This window comes from Streptomyces sp. NPDC050121 (genome assembly GCF_044460385.1).
Lineage (GTDB): Bacteria > Actinomycetota > Actinomycetes > Streptomycetales > Streptomycetaceae > Streptomyces > Streptomyces soliscabiei.
The window spans coordinates 1-17,947 of record NZ_JBITJV010000071.1 but is presented as its reverse complement, the minus strand read 5'-3'; the positions used below and the strand labels follow the sequence as shown (position 1 = coordinate 17,947).

At 72.7% G+C, this 17,947-nt stretch carries 11 protein-coding genes, 1 tRNA gene, 1 pseudogene and 1 riboswitch; of the genes and pseudogenes, 6 read left to right on the top strand and 7 right to left on the bottom strand.

What is annotated here, in order from left to right; all coding sequences use genetic code 11:
• Positions 1-17: 17 nt before the first annotated feature.
• Together ribA and ACIBTS_RS47480 are read right to left on the bottom strand one after the other, a co-directional pair.
• A complete protein-coding gene (gene ribA, locus ACIBTS_RS47485; RefSeq protein WP_399327935.1) occupies positions 18-659 on the bottom strand; it encodes a GTP cyclohydrolase II in 642 nt (213 codons plus the stop codon).
• 128 nt (positions 660-787) lie between these two features.
• Positions 788-1,381: a MarR family winged helix-turn-helix transcriptional regulator gene (locus ACIBTS_RS47480; protein WP_399327933.1), complete on the bottom strand. Its 594-nt coding sequence runs from the start codon at positions 1,379-1,381 to the stop codon at positions 788-790.
• A gap of 101 nt (positions 1,382-1,482) precedes the next feature.
• On the opposite strand from ACIBTS_RS47480, the gene ACIBTS_RS47475 reads away from it, so the two are divergent.
• The 4 genes from ACIBTS_RS47475 to ACIBTS_RS47460 all read left to right on the top strand — a co-directional run bounded on the left by ACIBTS_RS47475 (position 1,483) and on the right by ACIBTS_RS47460 (position 5,442).
• A complete protein-coding gene (locus tag ACIBTS_RS47475; RefSeq protein WP_399327931.1) occupies positions 1,483-2,610 on the top strand; it encodes a dihydrofolate reductase family protein in 1,128 nt (375 codons plus the stop codon).
• 83 nt (positions 2,611-2,693) lie between these two features.
• A tRNA-Met gene (locus ACIBTS_RS47470) sits at positions 2,694-2,767 on the top strand.
• A 320-nt stretch (positions 2,768-3,087) separates the two neighbouring features.
• Positions 3,088-3,256, top strand: a riboswitch (cyclic di-AMP (ydaO/yuaA leader).
• Positions 3,257-3,263: 7 nt separating this feature from the next.
• The gene (locus ACIBTS_RS47465) at positions 3,264-4,301 is read left to right on the top strand and encodes a M23 family metallopeptidase (protein ID WP_399327929.1); all 1,038 of its coding nucleotides are present in this window, start codon (positions 3,264-3,266) and stop codon (positions 4,299-4,301) included.
• Positions 4,302-4,497: 196 nt separating this feature from the next.
• Complete coding sequence (locus ACIBTS_RS47460) at positions 4,498-5,442, top strand: aldo/keto reductase (RefSeq protein WP_399327927.1); 945 nt, start codon at positions 4,498-4,500, stop codon at positions 5,440-5,442.
• A 3-nt stretch (positions 5,443-5,445) separates the two neighbouring features.
• On the opposite strand, the gene ACIBTS_RS47455 is transcribed toward ACIBTS_RS47460, so the two are convergent.
• From ACIBTS_RS47455 to ACIBTS_RS47440, 4 genes are all read right to left on the bottom strand, one after another.
• Positions 5,446-6,933: a PrsW family glutamic-type intramembrane protease gene (locus ACIBTS_RS47455; RefSeq protein ID WP_399327925.1), complete on the bottom strand. Its 1,488-nt coding sequence runs from the start codon at positions 6,931-6,933 to the stop codon at positions 5,446-5,448.
• Between the two features lie 59 nt (positions 6,934-6,992).
• Positions 6,993-7,844: a tRNA (guanosine(46)-N7)-methyltransferase TrmB gene (gene trmB / locus ACIBTS_RS47450; RefSeq protein ID WP_399327923.1), complete on the bottom strand. Its 852-nt coding sequence runs from the start codon at positions 7,842-7,844 to the stop codon at positions 6,993-6,995.
• Positions 7,845-7,933: 89 nt separating this feature from the next.
• Complete coding sequence (gene lhgO / locus ACIBTS_RS47445; RefSeq protein WP_399327922.1) at positions 7,934-9,151, bottom strand: L-2-hydroxyglutarate oxidase; 1,218 nt, start codon at positions 9,149-9,151, stop codon at positions 7,934-7,936.
• Between the two features lie 114 nt (positions 9,152-9,265).
• Entirely contained in the window at positions 9,266-10,690 is a 1,425-nt protein-coding gene (locus tag ACIBTS_RS47440) for an MFS transporter (protein WP_319677114.1), read from the bottom strand.
• A 705-nt stretch (positions 10,691-11,395) separates the two neighbouring features.
• On the opposite strand from ACIBTS_RS47440, the gene ACIBTS_RS47435 reads away from it, so the two are divergent.
• Together ACIBTS_RS47435 and ACIBTS_RS47430 are read left to right on the top strand one after the other, a co-directional pair.
• The gene (locus tag ACIBTS_RS47435) at positions 11,396-13,516 is read left to right on the top strand and encodes an asparagine synthase-related protein (protein ID WP_399327919.1); all 2,121 of its coding nucleotides are present in this window, start codon (positions 11,396-11,398) and stop codon (positions 13,514-13,516) included.
• Between the two features lie 330 nt (positions 13,517-13,846).
• On the top strand, positions 13,847-17,329 hold the full coding sequence (locus ACIBTS_RS47430) for a BTAD domain-containing putative transcriptional regulator (protein ID WP_399327917.1): 3,483 nt from the start codon (positions 13,847-13,849) through the stop codon (positions 17,327-17,329).
• Here the strand turns inward: ACIBTS_RS47430 and ACIBTS_RS47425 are convergent.
• A pseudogene (locus ACIBTS_RS47425) lies at positions 17,316-17,606 on the bottom strand (NPCBM/NEW2 domain-containing protein); the annotation flags it as partial. The gene ACIBTS_RS47430 and the pseudogene ACIBTS_RS47425 sit on opposite strands and share 14 nt — an antisense overlap.
• Positions 17,607-17,947 lie beyond the last annotated feature (341 nt).

The following is a 17,947-nucleotide window of genomic DNA, read 5'->3' as shown; positions in this document are numbered from 1 at the left end:
GGCCCCGGAATCAGCCGTCAGCCGACGTTCAGCCCCGTGAGGTCCCCCAGCGGCAGCGTGTGCTGGGTCTGCAGGACCTTCGCGCGCAGGTAGCGGACGTTGTGCGGGGTCGTGAAGACGCCCGTCGGGACCCGGTCCTGGACGTCGATGCCCAGTTCCCGCAGCTGGTCGGCCTTGTCGGGGTTGTTGGACAGGAGGTCCAGGCTCGTGATGCCGAGGGCGCGCAGCATCTGGGCGGCGGCCGTGTAGTCGCGGCCGTCCTCGGGCAGGCCGAGCGCGGCGTTCGCCTCGTAGGTGTCCAGGCCCTGGTCCTGGAGGGCGTACGCGTCGAGCTTGTTGTAGAGGCCGATGCCGCGGCCCTCCTGGCGCAGGTAGAGCAGGACGCCGCCCGTCGCGGCTATGCGCTCCACCGCCTCGCGCAGCTGCGGCCCGCAGTCGCACCGCGCGGAGCCGAAGACGTCGCCGGTCAGGCACTCGGAGTGCAGCCGGACCAGCGGGGTGGTGCCGGGTGCCGGCTCGCCGAGGACGACGGCGACGTGCTCCTGGCCGTCGGCGAGGCCGTGGAAGGTGACCAGTTCGGTGTTGACGGAGTAGCCGTCGTGGAAGCGAAGCGGTACCCGGACGCGGGCGCGCTGGGTGGCGGCGGGGGTGTCGGGCATGCGGGTCTCCCGGGTCCGGTGGTGAACAGTGGCACACGGCCGGCTTCTGCTTCAGATTTGAAGCAGTTCCGACGAATCGAGACCCTACCTCATGCTTGAAATTTGAAGCAACCGAATTGTGATGCGCCTCATGAGGTCCCGGAGGCCCCGGCGCCCTCCGAGGCCCCGGCGCCCTCCGAACCTGCGCCCTCCGAGGCCCCGGCGCTTCCGGAGCACGGCGACGACCGTCGGCGCCACGGAAGGTCCTCGGGCGCGACCTCGTTGCTGTCGTCCCCCTGGAACCCCCGTACGACCTGGGTGAAGATCTCCTCCAGCTGTCCCACCTGTTCAGGGGTGAGGCGGGCGAAGAGGGAGGCGCGGACGGTGTCGACATGTCCGGGCGCCGTCCTCTCCAGGACCGCCATGCCCTCGTCCGTGAGGACCGCGACACTCCCGCGCTTGTCCCAGATGCAGTCCTCGCGACGCAGTAGCCCGTCCTTCTCCAGACGGGTCACCGCATACGTCAGCCTGCTGCGGGTGATCTTCAGCTGCTCCGCGAGCTCGGTCATCCGCAGGCGCCGCTCCGGTGTGTCGGAGAGGTTGGCGAGGATGGAGTAGTACAGGTGAGGCATGCCGGCCTCCTGCTGGAGCTGCCGGTCGATCGCGTCCTCGACGAGGAGGTACCCGGCGACGTAGGCGCGCCAGGCGCGTTGCTCCTCGGGGGTGAGCCAGCGAGTCGTCATGCGACCAGTGTAGTTTGTTTCAAACTTGAACCAAGAGTCCACGTCAACCCACGTCACCCACCTCTCACCCACCTCCACCCACGCCACCGGGGAGCGCGTCGATGCCGTACCCGTACGTCCTGCTGTCCGCCGCCGTCTCCCTCGACGGCTACCTGGACGACACCACCCCCGAGCGCCTGCTCCTGTCCAGCCCCGCCGACTTCGACCGCGTCGACGAGGTACGGGCCTCCGTCGACGCCATCCTCATCGGCGCCGGCACCATCCGCGCGGACAACCCCCGGCTCCTCGTGAACTCCCCGGAGCGGCGCGCCGCCCGCGTCGCCGAGGGCCGACCGCCGTACCCCCTCAAGGTCACGGTCAGCGGCTCCGGCGAGCTCGATCCCGCGGCGAACTTCTGGCACACGGGCGACGAGAAGGTCGTGTGTACGACGGACAAGGGCGCCGAGCGCGCCCGCGCCCTCGGGATCGCCGCGGACGTCGTCCCGCTCGGCCCCGAACTGGACTGGCGCCGCCTCCTCGAACACCTGCACGATGTGCGGGGTGTGCGGCGTCTCATGGTCGAGGGTGGCGGCACCGTGCACACCCAGCTGCTCCAGCAGGGCCTCGCCGACGAACTCCAGCTCGTCGTCGCCCCGCTCTTCGTGGGCGACCCGGACGCGCCCCGCCTCTTCGGGCCGGGCGGCTACCAGGGCGGACGGCTGCGCCTGGTCGAGACGCGGCGCATCGAGGACGTCGTACTGAACCGCTACCAGCCCACCGCCCCCGGCGCCGGACCGCTCCCCGCCGCGGCCGACCGCCACTGGCTGGCCCTCGCCTGCGAGCTCGCGGCGCAGTGTCCGCCGTCGCGGACCGCCTTCAGTGTCGGCGCGGTGATCGTGGCCGCCGACGGTACGGAACTGGCCCGCGGCCACTCCCGCGAGGCCGGCGACCCGGTCGTGCACGCCGAGGAGGCGGCCCTCGCGAAGCTCGACCCCGCCGACCCGCGGCTGCCCACGGCCACCGTGTACAGCAGCCTCGAACCCTGCGCCCGTCGCTCCTCCCGCCCCTCCCCCTGCGCCCGCCTCATCCTCGACGCGGGCGTGCGCCGGGTGGTCACCGCCTGGCGCGAGCCCGACACCTTCGTGACGGAGGCGGACGGAACCGGGCTCCTGACGGCCGCGGGCGTCGACGTCCTCGTCCTCCCGGAGTTCGAGGCGCGGGCGAAGACCCCGAACCGGCACCTGGAATGAGGCGGCGGGGGCGGGGCATCGGGGGCGGCGGTAAACCGTGGTGTTTCACGCCCCGGAAGTAGCGTAGACTGGAGTCACAACGACGCGGGGTGGAGCAGCTCGGTAGCTCGCTGGGCTCATAACCCAGAGGTCGCAGGTTCAAATCCTGTCCCCGCTACTGAAGGCCGAGGGCCGGAATCCGAAAGGGTTCCGGCCCTCGGTGTTGTCCGGGGCAATTCGGCGCGCATCCGGGATGCTTCAGCGCACATCAGGGACCCCTCAGTGCGTGACCTGGACATGTGGCCGGTTGGTTACTGTGCGTACGCCGTCTTTTCGGACGCCTCTTCCGTCAACTCGCCCGTTTTTCGCCGGTCATGGGGCGAAAGTCCCAGGCCGAAAATGTTGTTGATCAAGTAGAAGTGCTTGGAAACCGGCCCCCAGGTCTATTAACGTTCGATAACGCAGCGCGGTCGTCCCAGCCGTCACAAGAGTCGGCTCCGTGCGCATGTGCCGAATCCCGTAAGGGAACCGGGGAACCACCACCTTGGGGTGAATCGCACGGAAGCCACCGTGAACTCGCGGAGTCCACGGCAGGTATACGCGCGTAGGAGACCTTCCCGCTCCGAACCCGTCAGCTAACCCGGTAGGCGACGGAAGGAAAGGAGTACGCCCGCGTGGCGTCCAACCGGCCTGCCCCAGAAGCCCCGTTCGTGCCCGCCCAGCGGTCCACCGAGACCTTCGGCTACGGCGACTACCGCACCGACGAGGGCCCCTGGGAGGAGTGGAACCCCACCGCGGAGTCCATTCGCCCGGTACGCGGCAAGCACCGCGTCGCCAAGCAGCGCGGCGGCGGGTTCGCCCGCAGCTCCACCGTCCTCGGCGTCGGCGTCATAGCCGCCGTCAGCGCGGGCGGCATGGCCAGCGCCAACACCGGCAAGGCCCCCGTCTCCATCTCCCTGCCGGACCTGCCGAACGTCGGCTCGCTCATCTCCGACGACGAGCCCGCCCAGGACGCCGCGCCGGCCCTGGCGACCTTCGGCTCCGAGAGCACCGCCGACGACAGCAGCCAGAGCGTCTCCGACGCCGGTGAGGCCCTGCGCAGCCGGATCATGGCGCAGGCCGAGTCGCAGCAGACCCAGATCGAGACCAAGGCCCAGGCCGCCGCCGAGGCCGCCGCGGCCAAGGCCGCGAGCGACGCCGTCGCCAAGGCCGAGAAGGACGCGAAGGCCAAGGCCGACGCCGCAAAGGCGAAGGCCGCCGCGGAGGCCGCCGAGAAGGCCGAGGCCGCGCGCCTGGCCGAGCTCGCCAAGCAGTACACGCTGCCGACCTCCTCGTACACGATCACCTCGACCTTCGGTCAGGCCGGCTCCATGTGGTCCTCCGGCTACCACACGGGCCTGGACTTCGCCGCTCCCACCGGCACGCTCATCAAGGCCGTCCACAGCGGCACCGTCACGGAGGCGGGCTGGGCCGGTTCCTACGGCTACCGCACCATCCTGACGCTGGACGACGGCACCGAACTCTGGTTCTGCCACCAGTCCTCGATCAGCGTCAGTGTCGGCCAGAAGGTCGGCACCGGTGACGTGATCGGCCGCGTGGGCGCGACGGGCAACGTGACCGGGCCCCACCTCCACCTCGAGGTCCACCCGAACGGCAACTCCGACGGCGTCGACCCGATGGCCTGGCTGCGCAGCAAGGGCCTCAACCCCTGAGCCGCCCCTCCGGGGAACACCTGTCAGACCCGTAAGACCCGTAAGACCCGTAAGGCCTGTGAGACCCGTAGTACCCGGGAACACCCCTGAGGGTCCCCCTCGGGGGTGTTCCCGTGCTCCGTCCACGTGTGCTGTTCACACGTTCTTCGTGTTGCCCAGGGAATGGGTGTGCCGCCCGCGCCCGTTGATGTGAAGCATGACTTCTCTTCGCAAGCTCGGCTCCTCCGGCCTCGAGGTCTTCCCGCTCTCCCTCGGCGGCAACGTCTTCGGCTGGACCGCCGACGAGACGGCCTCCTTCGCCGTCCTCGACGCCTACGCGGCCGCCGGCGGCAACTTCCTCGACACCGCCGACTCCTACTCGGCGTGGGTCGAGGGCAACTCGGGCGGTGAGTCCGAGACCATCATCGGCAACTGGGTGAAGCAGCGCGGCAACCGCGACGACGTGGTCATCGCCACCAAGGTCAGCCAGCACCCCGAGTTCCCCGGCCTGACCGCGGCCAATATCAAGGCCGCCGCCGACGCCTCCCTGCGCCGCCTCGGCACCGACCACATCGACCTCTACTACACGCACTTCGACAAGACCGAGGTGCCCGTCGAGGAGATAGTCGGCGCGCTCGACGGACTGGTGAAGGCCGGCAAGGTCCGCCACATCGCCGCCTCCAACATCTCCCCCGAACGCCTCCAGGAGTCCCTGGAGTTCTCCGACCGCGAGGGCCTGGCCCGGTACGTCGCCCTCCAGCCCCACTACAACCTGGTCTCCCGTGACACCTACGAGGGTGGCCTCCAGGACCTCGCCGAGCGCTTCGGCCTCGCCGCCGTCCCGTACTACGCGCTGGCCTCCGGCTTCCTCACCGGCAAGTACCGGCCCGGTACGACGGTGGAGAGCGCCCGCGCCGCCGGTGCCGCCAAGCATCTCGACACGGAGCGGGGCCGGAAGGTGCTCACCGCCCTGGACGAGATCGCACAGGCCCACGACACACAGGTCGCCACGGTCGCGCTGGCGTGGCTCGCGGCGCAGCCCACGGTGGCCGCGCCGATCGCCTCCGCGCGGACGGTCGAGCAACTGCCGGCGCTGCTGGAAGTGGCGGAGCTGGAACTGACGGACGCGGAGGTCAGCAGGCTGACCCAGGCCTCGGCCTGATCCTTACGACTGGTAGGGGTTGGCAGCCGGGTACGGCTGTGCGGGATACCCGTAGCCGTGCCCGTACACCTGCCCCGCCGGATACCCGTGCCCGTGCCCGTACACCTGCCCCGCCGGATACCCGTAGCCGTGCCCGTACACCTGCCCCGCCGGATACCCGTACCCGGCGGGGTGACCCGGCCCGTATCCCTGGGCCGGCCCCTGGCCGTACCCGTACACCCCGTACACCGGCCAGGGCGGCGCGGTCACCCGGACCGGCGGGGCCGTCATCCGGGCGGCGTGGTCCAGCGCGGGCCGGGCGATGTCCTTGCGCCGCCACAGTTCGTTCAGCAACTCCCGCTCCCGTACGACGAAGTCGGCGTTCGCCCGCCCCCGCCGACCGCGGTGCCGCAGGAACGCCAGGGACGTCGCGTACGCCTCGTACCGCGCCACCTCCCGCGCCGCCGGCTTGCCCAGGTGGCGGCCCGCGTACACCCGGGCCACCCGCCGGGCCCGCATCGAGCCGAGCGCGAACGGCTCGGCCGGGGTGAGCCAGCCGGCGGCCGCGTAGGCGGGCAGCTCCTCGCGTACGGTGCGCAGCTCGCGTTGGCGCGTCCACACCACCAGCCAGGTCAGCAGCCCGAACGCGGGCACCATGAACGCCGCGTACACCGCGAAGAAGCCGAACTCGCCGAACGTCGAGGAGCCGTTCCACAGGGCGTGCATGCCCATCGCGAGAAGCAGCCCGGACAGCGGGAGCAGCACCCGCCGCAGGCGCTGACGGTCCCCGGAGAGCGCCGCGACGCCGAAGCCGATGCCGGTCAGGACGGTGAACAGGGGGTGCGCGAAGGGCGACATGACGACGCGTACGAAGAAGGTCGCGGCGGTGACGGAGGCGATGCCGCTGTCGCCGCTGAGCTGGTCGGTGCCGAATGCGGTGCCGAGGTAGAGGATGTTCTCGGTGAACGCGAAGCCGGTGGCGGTGACGCCGGCGACGACCACGCCGTCGACGATGCCGGTGAAGTCCCGCCTGCGGAAGAGGAAGACGAGGAGGACGGCGGCGGCCTTGGCGGACTCCTCGACGATCGGCGCTATGACCGTCGCCCCCAGGGTGTCCGCGCTGGACGGGTCGGCGGTCGCGGTGGCTATCCACCGGGTGGCGAAGCTGTTGGCGACGATGGCGATCAGCGCCGCCGCGCACGCACCCCAGGCGAAGGCGAACACCAGGTTCCGCCAGGGCCCGGGTTCGACCCGGTCCAGCCACCGGAAGGCGGCTATGAGCAGCGGCACGGGCAGCACCGCGAGCCCGAGCCCGACCAGGAACCCCTCGGTGCCGGTCTGCTCCCGCACCAGCGCGAGGATGACCAGCCCGGACAGCGTGAGCAGCATGATGAGCGCCCCGTACCGCAGCCACCTGCGCTGCCACCAGTGCGCATGCCTGAGCACACCGTCCTCGGGAGCGCCGCCGGGGGGATGCGGCGGGTAGGGCGGAAACGGGGGACTGATGGCCACGGCATCGACCCTAACGAGGGAGGGGACTGTGGTGGAGAGGGGCGGTCGGTCAGTGATCCCTAGGCCGGTCGGCGATCCCCGGGTCGGACGCGATGCTGTACGCGGCGGAAGAGCAGATCGTTCACCACGTGGCCCTTGTCCAGGCCCTGCCCCTCGAAACGGGTCCGCGGCCGGAACCCGGGGCGGGGTGCGAACCCGCCGTCGGCCCGGGTGTTCTCGAAGTCGGGGTGCGCGGTGAGCACGTCCAGCATCTGCTCCGCGTACGGCTCCCAGTCCGTGGCGCAGTGCACGAGCGCGCCCGGCCTGAGCCGCGTCGCGGCCAGGTCGAGGAACGCGGGCTGGATGAGGCGCCGCTTGTGGTGGCGCTTCTTCGGCCAGGGGTCGGGGAAGTAGACGCGCAGCCCGTCGAGCGAGTCCGCCGGCAGCATCTCGCGCAGCAGGATGATCGCGTCGCCGTTGGCGACCCGGACGTTGGTCAGCCCGTTCTGGTCGGCGAGGTTGAGCAGGTTGCCCTGGCCGGGCGTGTGCACGTCCACCGCGAGGATGTCGGTGTCGGGGTCGGCGGCCGCCATCTGCGCGGTCGCCTCGCCCATGCCGAAACCGATCTCCAGGACGACCGGACGGTCGTCGCCGAACAACTCGGCGAGGTCGACGGGGTGCCCGTCGATGTCGAGTCCCCACTTGGCCCACAGCCGCTGCAACGCGTCCGCCTGCCCGGCCGTCACCCGGCTGCGCCGGGGCTGGAAGCTCCGGATCCGCCGCTCGAAGTGCGACCCGGCGGGATCGGCCTTGGGCCCGTCGGGGAACCGGGGCTCCCCCTTGGCGCGGGTATGCCGAACGGACTCACCCGGGTGGTGCTCGCCGCCGGGGGAGGGCTGGGGGATTTCGGGGGTACTCACGGAATCAGACACAGTGGGGTCGATTTTACGGGGGCCGGGCGGGCGGCCGTGAGCCGAGGCCGGGGCGAAGGCTTCGGCCGAGGCCCCGGCGAAGGTGCCGGTCACGACGCCTCCAGCACTGCGAGTGCTCTGCGAGCCACCTCCCGCCCGATCGGCAGCGAGGCGGTGGCAGCCGGCGAGGGCGCGTTCAGCACATGCACCGTGCGCGGCCCCTCCCGGATCAGGAAGTCGTCGACCAGCGTGCCGTCCCGCAGCACCGCCTGCGCCCGCACCCCGGCCTCCGCCCGCACCAGATCCCCGTCCTCCACGGCAGGCAGCAGGCGGCGCACCGCGCCCGCGAACGCCCTCCTCGACAGCGACCGCCGCAGCTCCCCGACCCCGTACCGCCAGTGTCGCCGGCCCATCCGCCACACCCCGGGCCACGCCGCCGTCGCCATCGCCTCCCGCGGCCGTACGACGCCCCATCCGTACCCCTCCCGGGCCAGCGCCGGCACGGCATTGGGGCCGATGTGCACGCCGCCGTCGATCCCTCTGGTCAGATGCACCCCGAGGAACGGGAACGCCGGATCGGGCACCGGATACACCAGTCCGCGCACCAGCTCCGGGCGCGCCAGCTCGTAGTACTCGCCGCGGAACGGCACGATCCGCACCTCGGGGTCGTCGCCCGTCAGCCGGGCGATCTCGTCGCAGTGCAGTCCGGCGCAGTTCACCAGCACCCGCGCCCGGATGATGTCCCCGCGCTCGGTGAGCACGGCCACCCCGCGCTCCGGCCGCCGGTCGACGCGCACGACCTGGGCGCCGTAGCGGATCTCCGCCCCGGACGCCTGGCCCAGCTGTCGTGCGACGGCCGTGTAGTCGCAGATCCCGGTCGTACGTACGTGTATGGCGGCGAGGCCGCGCACCTCGGGCTCGTACTCCGCGATCTGGGCGGCGCCCAGCTCCCGCACCGGAATGCCGTTCTCCCGGCCGCGCTGCACGAGCGCGTGCAGCCGGGGCAGCTCCGCGCGCTCCGTGGCGACGATCAGCTTGCCGGTGACGGAGTGGGCGATGCCGTACTCCGCGCAGAACTTCGTCATCTCGGCCGCGCCGCGCACCGCGTACCGGGCCTTCAGCGAACCCGGCCGGTAGTAGATCCCGCTGTGGATGACGCCGCTGTTGCGGCCCGTCTGATGCCGGGCCACTCCCGGTTCCTTCTCCAGCACCGTCACCCGTGTGCCCGGCGCGGCACGCGTGATCGCATACGCCGTGGACAGCCCGACGATCCCGCCGCCGACCACGAGCACGTCACAGTCATAAGCGATCCCCGACACGTGCACCACCTCCCGCCTCCGATAGTGCACTGCGCCACTGACAACGCATTCAAACCCGGGGAAGGGCACGACGCGCCCGCCGCCCCGAAAACGAAGAAACCGGGCGGATGGGGAGGAAGTGGTCTAAGCCGGTGTCATCAGTAACGGCCGGGCCCGCTCCCGCAGCTCCACCACGCGCGGCTCGTCACCGTAGGGCTCCAGCCGGTGAAGAAGATCCTTCACATACTCCGTCGTCCGCGCGGAAGAGATCCGCCCGGCGACCTCCACCGCCCGCACCCCCTGCTCACAGGCCGCGTCGAGATTCCCCGACTCCAGCTCGGCCACCGCGGACACGACGAGCCGTAACCCGTGCGACCGCACGAACTCCTCCGTCGGCTGAGAAAGCGCCTGCTCGGTGAAGCGCCGCACCTGACGCGGCGCCTTCAGATCGCGGTAGCACTCCGCCGCGTCGGCGGCGAACCGGTCGTAGGAGTAGAAGCCGAGCCAGGACGGGTCGTGATCGCCGTCCCGCGCCCGCTCCAGCCAGCTCTCGGCGGCCTTGAGCGCGGCCCCGGCGGCCTGCGCGTCCCCCGCGCGTGCGTGCGCGCGTGCCTCGACGAGCCGGAAGAAACTCATGGTGCGGGCAGTGGCCAGCCCGCGGTTGCGCTCCAGGGCGGCCTGCGCGAGGTCGACGCCCTCGTCGCCGAAGCCGCGGTATGTCGCCTGGAGGGACATGGAGGCCAGCACATACCCCCCGAGGGGGACGTCCGCCGCCGCGCGGGCCAGGCGCAGCGCCTGGATGTAGTACCGCTGCGCGGCCTCCTGCTGGCCGGTGTCGAAGGCCATCCACCCGGCCAGCCGGGTCAGTTCGGCGCTGGCCCCGAACAGGGCGCGGCCGACTTCGTCGGAGTACGAGCCGAGCAGCAGCGGCGCGGCTTCCACCCGCAGGCACTCCGGGACCATGGACGAACGCCAGTCGCCGCCTCCGTACTTGGAGTCCCAGCGTCTGGCGTCCTCGGCGGCCTCCCGCAGTTTCTGCACATCGCTGTGGCCGACTTTGAGCGGTGCGCCGGAACCCTCCAGAAGGTGTACGTCCCGTGCCACCGAACTGTCGGCCGGGGTTATCAGCCACCGTGAGGCGGGCGTTGCGTATGCGCTTACTGCGAATGATCCGGCCAGCGACTGCCAGATGCCTCCGGAGCCGGCCCGGCGGCCGGCCAGGTCGAGGCGGTAGAGCTCGGTGGCCGAGCGCACCGCCTGGTTGACGTCCCTGGGGAAGGCGAGGCCCACCTCGGGCGCGGGGTCGGCGTCCGCCAGCCCTATCTCGTGCAGCGGCACCGGGCGGCCGAGCTTCTGTCCGATGGCGGCCGCGATGAGGTGGGGCGCGGCGCCCTGCGGCACCATGCCCTTCGAGACCCAGCGCGCCACGGACGTCTTGTCGTAGCGAAGAGTCAACCCGCGTTGAGCGCCAAGATCGTTGACGCGTCGCGCGAGTCCTGCGTTGCTGATTCCCGCGAGGGCGAGAACGGCGCCGAGTTTTTCGTTCGGCCCGCGTTGCTCCCTGGACATTGCGCCACCCCTCGACACAGACGGCTGCCGCGCTGGCATAACCATGCGGCATTCGTAAACCCAGCGTAGTTCGCCGCATCCCAAGCGTTAAGGGGCATTCTTCCGGTTGGCGGGATTGTGGTCCGTACGAAAGTGCGGGTGCAGGTGCGGATCGTCGCGGTGTGCTCCCGCTGTGTGGCCGTGCGCCCGGCCGTGCGCTCTACTCCGGCCATCACGGGAGCGGTTCCATGGCTCCTGCGTGGGTCGGCCCGCTGTACTGGATCCAGTGGGCTGGGGGACACCGCCGCCTTCATCCCCGCGGGCGGCGGAACGGTCCGGGGGGCGAACTCCGTCTCCCGGACCGGCGCGAGCCTTTCACGGCACGCGCGCGTGCACGGAGCGTGTGCGGAGCCTGCGCGGGACGTCCTCAACGCCGTATGCCCGCCGGGGATTTGGCCGAAAATCGACCCTCTGTTCCCTGGGTGACAACGCCTCCGACCATGGAAATCGAGGGCGCGCAGGGCGTCCTGGGGGAGCGTACCGGGGGCGCATTCAGGTCGTGAACGCCGGGGTGCGCGCGGCCGCCGCAACCGGCGCCGACACGTTCACACGGGCACACTCCCCGGATCGCAAGCGGCGCCGCCTCCTTCTACGGCGCGTTCTTCGTGGCAGCATGTGAACCGTTCGTACGGTGCACTCGGTTGTCCACAGCCTGTGGAGGCGTCGATGCGGTGGTTGGTGGGATGGAGCAGCACCGCCGCGGGTGCGCTGGGCGGAGCCATGGGCTACGAAGGGCGCCAGGACGACGGTGCGGCGTACGGAGGTCAAGTCGGCCACGACGGTGAGACCTTGCACCCGGTCGGATCCCAACTCCTGTGGGGCGACCCCGATCCGCTGTGGGCGGTCGGCGACTGGCGCCCCGACGAGGTGCGGGTGGTGCAGGCCGACGCCCAGACCCGGATCGCGGTCCTCGGCACATGCGGGGCGAGCGACGAACAACTGCGCGTCGGGCTGTTCGCCGCGCGCGGAGGGGCACTTCGGCATCTGACGGCCTGGTCGGGCAGCTACACGGCGATCGTCCAGGTCGGCCGGCGCATCACCGTCTGCGGTGATCTCGCGGGCGCGCGCCCGGTGTTCCACACCCCGTGGGCGGGCGGCACGGCGTACGCGACGGCCGCGCTGCCGCTGGCCGACCTCATCGAGGCCAACCTCGACTTCGGCCACCTGGCGGCCCTGCTCGCCGCCCCCGACGTACCGGCCGCCCTGCACGACTCCACCCCGTACGACGGCGTGCGACGCATTCCGCCGGGGCATGCGTTGATCCTGCGCGCCGGGGCGCGCGAGGTCGCCGGCTACGAGCCGGTCGCCTCCCTCGCCGTGGCGGCGCCCCCGGCCGACGCGGACAGCGCGGTCGACGGCGTGCGCGACGCGCTCATCGAGGCGGTACGCGCGCGTCTGTCCGCGCCCCGGCACGTCCCCGACATCGATCCCGGCCCGGTGCCCGGCATGGGACCCGCCGAACGGCGCGCCGCGCGCGGGATGCCCGTTCCCGGCATCGGCGCCGACCTCTCCGGCGGCCCGGCCTCCGGCACGCTGGCGCTCCTGGCCGCCGGCCTGCCCGGCATGCCCGGCACCCTGCTCGGACACGGCACGGGCGCGGGGGAGCGGCTGCTGGCCGTCACCTTCAACGACCTGGCCGTCGGCGGCCGCGAGGCCGAACTGGAACGGGCCGGCGCCCTCGCGGCCAACCCGCGCCTGCACCACGTCGTGGTGGCCGGCAGCGAGGAGACCCTGCCGTACGCGGACCTGGACGGCCCGCTGACCGACGAACCCGGTGCCAGCCTGGTCACGGCCGCCCGCCACCGCGCGCGTCTAGCGGCGGGCAGCGCGGACCACTTCACGGGCTCCGGCGCCCGCCAGGTCCTGGACGCCCACCCGGCCCGCCTCGCCGACCTGCTGATGGACCGCAAGCGCCGCCACCTGGTACGCCCCGTCGCGGCGTTGACGAAGGCCGACGGGTCGGTACTCGTCCCCGCGCGCGTGTACGGCGCGGCCCGCCGCCTGGCCCGTACGTCCTACCGCGCGGGCGTGGAGGGCCTGGCAGAACGCCTCCTGCACCGCAGCTTCAGCTTCGACGACCCCGGAGGCGCCGTAGGGGCGTCCCTGGCCGCCCTCACCTGGGGCGGCGCGGGCCCGGCAGCGCGCTGGCTGACGGGTGAGGCGCTGGCTGAAGTATCGGTTCGCCTGCAGGGCGCCGCGCACCGGTCCGGAGTCGGCCCCGGCCAGCGCCCGGGCGACTACCGCGCGCGTGCCGCCCTCACGCGTCATGCCATGGACCTGCGTGTCCTGGAGCAGGCCGCCGAGATCCGCTCCCAACGGCTGCACGCTCCGTTCCTCGACAACCAGGTCGTCCGCGCGTGCCGGGCGCTCCCCGAGACCCTGCGCGTGCAACCGGGGGCGCGCGCCGCGATCCTGCGCACCGTCCTGAAGGGCGCCGGTGTCACCGACCTCCCGCCCGGCTGGGGCGCCCCCTCCCAGGCGCCGGTCACCGCGGCGGCCCGGGCAGGCCTGCGCATGGCCATGGACCCCCTTCTCGCCCTCTTCGAGGCCCCCCTGCTCGCGGAAGCGGGACTGATCGAGGCGAGAGTCGTCCGCAAGGCCCTCAGAGCCGCCGCGGCAGGCGAACCCCTCCCCCTGGACGGCCTCGCCGACCTGGTCTCCCTCGAGATCTGGCTCCGCCGCCTCCTGTCCCGCAGAGGAACCTGCTGGACAGGAACCCCGGCCCGCGCACGCGCGGTACCGGCAGGCATCGCCCCCCAGAGACGAGCGGTCTCCTCCGGCGGCTGAGGCCGCGCCGCTCCTGCCGCTGCCCGCACGACTGCGGGCAGTCGTGCCGCTGGTGCGGCACGGGTGGGCGCAGCGACACCCCGCACCGCCGGGCCGCACGACCCACCCCTCAGCCGTCACGCCGGGCCACACGAAACGGAGCCGGCTGTACGCACGCCGGGGACCCATTGCCGGGGCCCCGAGCACCCACTCCCGGGGCCCCCGAGTACCGACCCCTGGGGACCCATTGCCGGGGCCCCGAGCACCCACTCCCGGGCACCCACCTCGCCCCGCGACCGACCGCCCCGAAACCCGGTGCCCCCCACCTCGTCCCCCGGGGACAATGAACAGGTGCGGTACAGAATCCTGGGCGTCACCCAGACCGAGGACGACCAGGGCATCGCCGTACCCATCCCCGGCCCCCGCCTGCGCACGCTCCTCACCGCCCTGGCCCTCCGCCCAGGCCGTCCCACCGCCCCGGAAACCCTCATCGACGAGGTCTGGGCCGACGCCCCGCCCCAGGACGCCACCGCCGCCCTCCAGGCCCTGATCGGCCGTCTCCGCCGTGCCGTCGGCAAGGACACCGTCACCTCCGCCCCCGAGGGGTACCGCCTCGTCGCGACCGAGGACGACGTCGACCTCTTCGTCTTCGAACGGCTCGTACGCCAGGGCACCGAGATCCTGCGGCAGGGCGACGCCTCCGCCGCCGCCCGCACCCTCGACGCCGGCCTCGCCCTGTGGCGCGGCCCCGCCCTCGCCGACCTCCCCGACCGCACCGCGACCGCCCGCCCCGAGTCCCTCCACCTGGAAGCCACCCGCGCCCGCGCCGAGGCCGACCTCCTCCTGGGCCGCGCCCGCGACGCCCTCCCGCGCCTGACGGAACTGACCGCCGCGCACCCCTACGACGAGCCGCTGCACGCCCTCCTCATCCGCGCCCTGCGCGACACCGGCCGCGACGCCGACGCCCTCGCCGCGTACGAGACCGCCCGCCGCACCCTCGCCGACGGCCTCGGCGCCGACCCGGGCCCACACCTGCGCGCGCTGCACACCGAACTCCTGAACCGCCCGGCACCGACCCACCGTCCCCGACACGACCACGGCCGGGCACCGACCCACCCCCCGGCGCCCCTCGCCGACCTTCCCTCGTTCCAACTTCCCGAACGCACCGGCAACATCCGTCCGCGGCTTACCTCTTTCGTGGGCCGGGAACCCGAGCTCGCCGCCATCCGTTCCGAATTGCACAGGGCCCGTCTCGTCACGCTCACCGGACCGGGCGGCTCCGGAAAGACCCGTCTCGCCGAGGAAGCCGCCGCCGGGCTTCCGCAGGCGTGGCTGGCCGAACTGGCGCCGCTCGACCGGCCGGAGGCGGTGCCGGGCGCGGTGGTCAGTGCCCTCGGTCTGCGCGAGACCGTCCTGTTGACCACCGACCTGGCGACCCCGCAGGACGACCCCGTCGCCCTGCTCGTCGAGTACTGCGCACAGCGCAGCCAACTCCTGATCCTTGACAACTGCGAACATGTCATCGGCGCGGCCGCCGCCCTCGCCGAGACCCTCCTCACCCGCTGCCCCGGGCTCACGATCCTCGCCACCAGCCGTGAACCCCTGGGCGTCCCCGGTGAGTCGGTGCGCCCGGTCGAGCCCCTCCTCCCCGACCAGGCGCACCGCCTCTTCACCGACCGCGCGGCCGCCGCCCGCCCCGACGCGGTAGCCGCCCTGCACGACCGGGACCAGGAGGCGATCGCGGAGATCTGCCGCCGGCTGGACGGGCTGCCGCTCGCCATCGAGCTGGCCGCCGCCCGCCTCCGGCTGCTCACCCCGCGCCAGATCGCCGACCGCCTCGACGACCGCTTCCGCCTGCTCACCTCGGGCAGCCGCACGGTCCTGCCCCGCCAGCAGACCCTGCGGGCCGTCGTCGACTGGTCCTGGGACCTGCTCGACGAACCGGAGCGCACACTGCTGCGCGAGCTGTCCGTGTTCGCGGGCGGCTGGGACCTGGAGGCGGCGGAGGCCGTGTGCACCGGCCCCGTCGCGGACCTCGTCGGGGCACTCGTCGACAAGTCCCTGGTCGTGGCCGCCCCCTGTGAGGGTGACGGCGGCGACGGCATGCGCTACCGCATGCTGGAGACCATCCACGAGTACTCCACCGAACGCGCCGCCGAGTCCCCGCGGTCCCGCGCGGCGGTCGAACGGCGACACCGCGCGTGGGTGCGCGCGCTCGTCGAGCGGGCCGATCCACTGCTGCGTTCCGCGGAGCAACTCCGCTGGATCTCCCGCCTGGAGACCGAGATGGACAACATCCGCGTGGGCCTCCAGCGCGCGCTCATGGCAGGCGACGAGGAGGAGGCCGCCGCCCTCTGCCTCGCCACGGGCTGGTTCTGGTGGCTGCGCAACCACCGCCACGAGGGCGCCGAGTGGACCGACCGCACCCTGCGCCTGGGCGCCGTCCTGGACACGCTCCAGCCCTCCCGCACGAACAACGGCCACGACCGTGCGCCCGCCCGCCCCCTCGACCCAGCTGCCACCCTCACCTGCCGCTCCCTCACCGTCCCCGCCGACCTCACCGCCCGCATGGCCGCCGTCGACCCCGTCGACGCCTTCCTCGAGACGATCCCGCCCGCGCTCGGGGCGGACGGCCACACCCGGTACATGCGGCGCATGAACCTGCGGATGCTGCATCTGTTCCTGTTGTCGGAGTCCGAGCGGAAGGACGTAGGTGCGGACTCACGCCACCGGCGGTACCTCGTCCGCCTGCGCGCCGACTACGAGCCGGGCGGTCCGCAGGCCGCCGTGATGCCCGGCCTGATCTGGCCGCTGACGGCCTTCCAGCTGAGGGACACGGTGGACGTCCGGAGCATCCTGGACGCGGCCGTCGCCAACTGCCGTGCCTACGGCGGCGACTGGGAACTCGGCTGCACCCTGATGTTCCGCACGCACACGGTCGTCGACTCGTCCGGCGGACTGCACGGCGTCGACGACGACCTGGCGGAGCTGCGGGAGCTCAGCACGCGCGTCGGCGACCGCTGGATGCGGGCCCAGGTGTGCAGCGCGGCCGGCGAGGCGGAGATGGCGCGCAGCCGCTTCGCGGAGGCGGAGCGCGAGTACCGCGAGGCGCTGCGGCTCGCCTACGAGGTCGGGGCCCACACGGAGTCGCCGTTCCTCATCGCCCGGCTCGCGGAGATCGCCTACCGCTCGGGCGACGTCGACGGCGCGCTCGCCGCGCTGGACGAGGCGGACAGCGCCGCCGACCGCCACGGCGTGCCGGACGTCCGGGCATTCGCCCTCCTGCTGCGAGCTCACATAGCGCTGTACGAGGGGCAGGCCGCCCACGCGCGCGAGCTCTGCGACCGGGCCCGTACGGCGGCCGGGAAGGGCACACCGCCACCGCAGTTCGCGGCGGCGCTCGGTTTGCTCGACGCGGACCTCACGGCCGCCGAGTCCGGCCCCGAGCACGGTCTGCCGATGCTCGCCGACACGCTGCGCCGGGCGGTGGCCGACGAGTGCGCCGAGACGGTCACCTCGTCGATCCTGGACGGCGCGGCGGACCTGCTGGCCCACCTCGGCGACTTCCCGCGCGCGGCCCGACTCCTCGCGACCGCCGACGCTCTGCGCGGCCCCCACCCGCGCCCCGCCCCGGACCACAACCGGGCCGAGCGGGCCGAGGCCGCGATCCGTGAGGCCCTGGGCGCCGAAGGCTACGCGGCCGAGCGCACCCGCGGTACGTCCATGACGGTGACCGACGCCCTCGACGAACTCACGCGCGCTGCGCACGACCACCCCGCCCCACCGCCGGACACGACGGGCCCCGCAGCCTTCCGGTCCGCTACGAGCATGTGAACGTGGATGCGGCCCAGTCCGCGAGTGCCACCGTGTCGAAGGTGCTGTGCGGCTCGACCACCAGGCGTACGGTCGCGCGGCCGGTGAGGTTCACCTGGACGGGCACGGCCGGGTCGCCGCCCTTGATCACCCCGGACGACCAGAGCCGGTTCCCGTCGCCGTAGACGGAGAAGGAGACCTTGCCGAGCTTCATCGTCAGATCGTCGACGCCGACGAGCGCGTCGTAGGAGGTGCACTCCCGGTTGAGGTCGACGGTGACGGAGGACTCGCCGTGCACGGCCGGCGGGGTGGGTGCCGGGCCGCTCACGCGTTCGCCCTGGTTCGGCACCTGCGGTGAACCGAGTGACTCGTCCCGATCGTCAACGCTCATCGTGGAAAGCCCCCGCCGCCTGCCCTACCAGTCCCGACCAGCGGGTCAGAGTGCCATATTGGCTTTTGTTCAGGACCCTGTGGGACGGCCCTACCACTCGTCCGTGCGGACAGGAGTTGAGGCTCCGGACCGAAATGCCCCGTATGCGTTCGGGGTGGGGGGGGGGGGGGGGGGGGGGGGGGGGGGGGGGGGGGCGCCCCCCCCCCCCCCACCCCAACCCCCCCCCCCCCCCCCCCCCCCCCCCCCCC